Here is a 1951-nt window from a genome sequence, read left to right as displayed (position 1 = left end):
GTCCATCACGGGCGGCGGTCCGAACTCGCCGGTCGGCGGTACGACCGTCCCGGGCGCCGGAGCCGGAGCCGTCCCCGGGTCGGAGGTCGGGGCCGTGCCGGTGGCCTGCGGGTCCGGCAGCCGCCGCAGGACCTGGGTCGAGGGCGGTCCGGGCCGGCTCCCCGAACGGTCGGCGGAGTCGGGGGTATGCGCGGGGTCGTCGAGTTGCCGCAGGAGATGCGTGGGCCGCTCGTCCGGGGTGTCGGAGGCCGCGGGCGGCCAGGGCTTCGCCGCCGGGACCTGGCCGCCGGACGGCACCGGACGGTCTCCCCGCGCGGCGGTCCCGGGCCCGGCCGTCGGCGTCCCGGTGAAGCGGCCGGCGTCGGGCGTCACCTCCAGCGGGACCACGTAACCCGCACGGTCCGGGGTGTCGGAGGCGGCGGGCGGCCAGGGCTTCGCCGCCGGCACCTCGCCCGCGCCGGACGGCACCGGGCGGTCCCCTCGCGCGGGGGTCTCCGGCGGAGCCATCCGTACCGGCTCCGCGGTGAAGCGGCTGGCGCCGTCCGTGGCGACTTCGAGGGCGACCACGTAGCCGATGCGGGCGTCGTGGATCGTGGCGTGGACCGGGTGGCCGCTGCTGAGGGCGAGGTGGTGGAGGTGGGTCAGGACGGTCTGCTGGAGTTCCTCGCCGGGCGACGCGGTGAGCCGCGTTCCGGCCACCGTCGCGGACTCACCCGTCAGGGGGACGCGGACGTCGATCGGGGTCGCCCCCCGCTGGCGGTCCCGCTTCTTGTCGCGGCTGAGTCGAGACATCTCATCCCTCACGATCGTGCACGTACTGTCGAGTCTCTCCGCTCGCCCCCGGTTCTCACGTCACCGTGATGTCACAGGCCTGTTCCAGGAGAAGGGAGGCGGGTGGGATGACAGGGTCGGAGCACGGGCAGGCGAACTGACGTGCGGCGAAAGGCGGAAAGCGTGCAGCAGGGGCCGGAGATCTGGATCCGCGGGCCGGTGACCCCGACCGGGAGGCGGTTCTCGTGGGTCGGCACGCACGGCGGCGCCGGCGTCTCCACCCTGGCCGCCGTCTACGGCGGTCACGACAGCGGACGCGACTGGCCGGGCCCCGGCGCCCCCTCCTCCGTGCTGCTCGTCGCCCGTACGCACGCCGCGGGCCTGCTCGCCGCCCGCCGCACCCTGGAGCTCTTCCGGCGCGGGGAGCACCCGCCGGGTCTCGACCTCGACGCGGTCGTCCTCGTCGCGGACGCTCCGGGCCGGCTCCCGCGTCCGCTCGCCCAGCAGGTCAAGGAGATCGAGTCCGCGGTCGACGTGTACCGCGTGCCCTGGGTCCCCGCGTGGCGCCTCGGCGACCTGGACGGGACTCCCCCGCGCGCCACCGAGGCACTGGTCCGGCTCACCCGGGCCGCCGCCCCGTGACGGCCACCGGCTCCCTGTCCGCCCGGGACCTGGCCGCGGCGGTGCGTTCACGCTCACTGCGGGCCGTCGACGTCGTCGCCGACTCCCTGGAACGGATCCGGCGCGTGGACCCAGAACTGTGCGCCTTCGCCGAGGTGTGGCAGGAGGAGGCGCTGCGGCGGGCCCGTGGGATCGACCTCCGCGTCGACGCGGGTGAGCGGCCGCCGCTCGCCGGGGTGCCGATCGGGGTGAAGGGGCGGCACGGGCTGCGGGGTGCGGCGGCGCTCCTCGCGGCCGGGTGCGTGCCCGTCGGCGCGACCTCCGTGCCCGGCCCCGGAACTCCCTGGCAGACCTGGGGACTCGGCGCCCACGGCCGTACCGTGAACCCCTGGCGCGCCGACCGCACCCCGGGCGGTTCCTCTGCGGGCTCCGCGGCCGCGGTGGCCGCGGGGCTCGTCCCGATGGCGACGGGGAGCGACGGGGCGGGGTCGGTACGGATCCCGGCGGCGTGGTGCGGGGTGATCGGCCTCAAGACCACCAACCCCGGGCGCGGGAGCCG

The 1951-nt window shown here is 76.9% G+C and carries 2 protein-coding genes and 1 pseudogene; 2 read left to right on the top strand and 1 reads right to left on the bottom strand.

Annotation, left to right across the window (positions count from 1 at the left end):
* Positions 1–792: pseudogene (locus EHS43_RS43545) on the bottom strand (hypothetical protein); the annotation flags it as partial.
* Positions 793–954: 162 nt separating this feature from the next.
* On the opposite strand from EHS43_RS43545, the gene EHS43_RS43540 reads away from it, so the two are divergent.
* Together EHS43_RS43540 and EHS43_RS43535 are read left to right on the top strand one after the other, a co-directional pair.
* Positions 955–1413 carry a DUF6668 family protein gene (locus tag EHS43_RS43540; RefSeq protein ID WP_125195940.1) on the top strand — a complete coding sequence of 153 codons (459 nt, stop codon included), beginning with the start codon at positions 955–957 and terminating at the stop codon, positions 1411–1413.
* Positions 1410–1951, top strand: a 542-nt coding sequence (locus tag EHS43_RS43535) for an amidase family protein (protein WP_260470994.1), incomplete at its 3' end; no start/stop codon positions are given. The genes EHS43_RS43540 and EHS43_RS43535, both read left to right, overlap by 4 nt.

Origin of the sequence: Streptomyces sp. RP5T, assembly GCF_003933965.1 — a bacterium.
GTDB lineage: Bacteria > Actinomycetota > Actinomycetes > Streptomycetales > Streptomycetaceae > Streptomyces.
The sequence above is the reverse complement of the archived record's forward strand: the minus strand, read 5'-3'. Positions and strand labels throughout refer to the sequence as shown.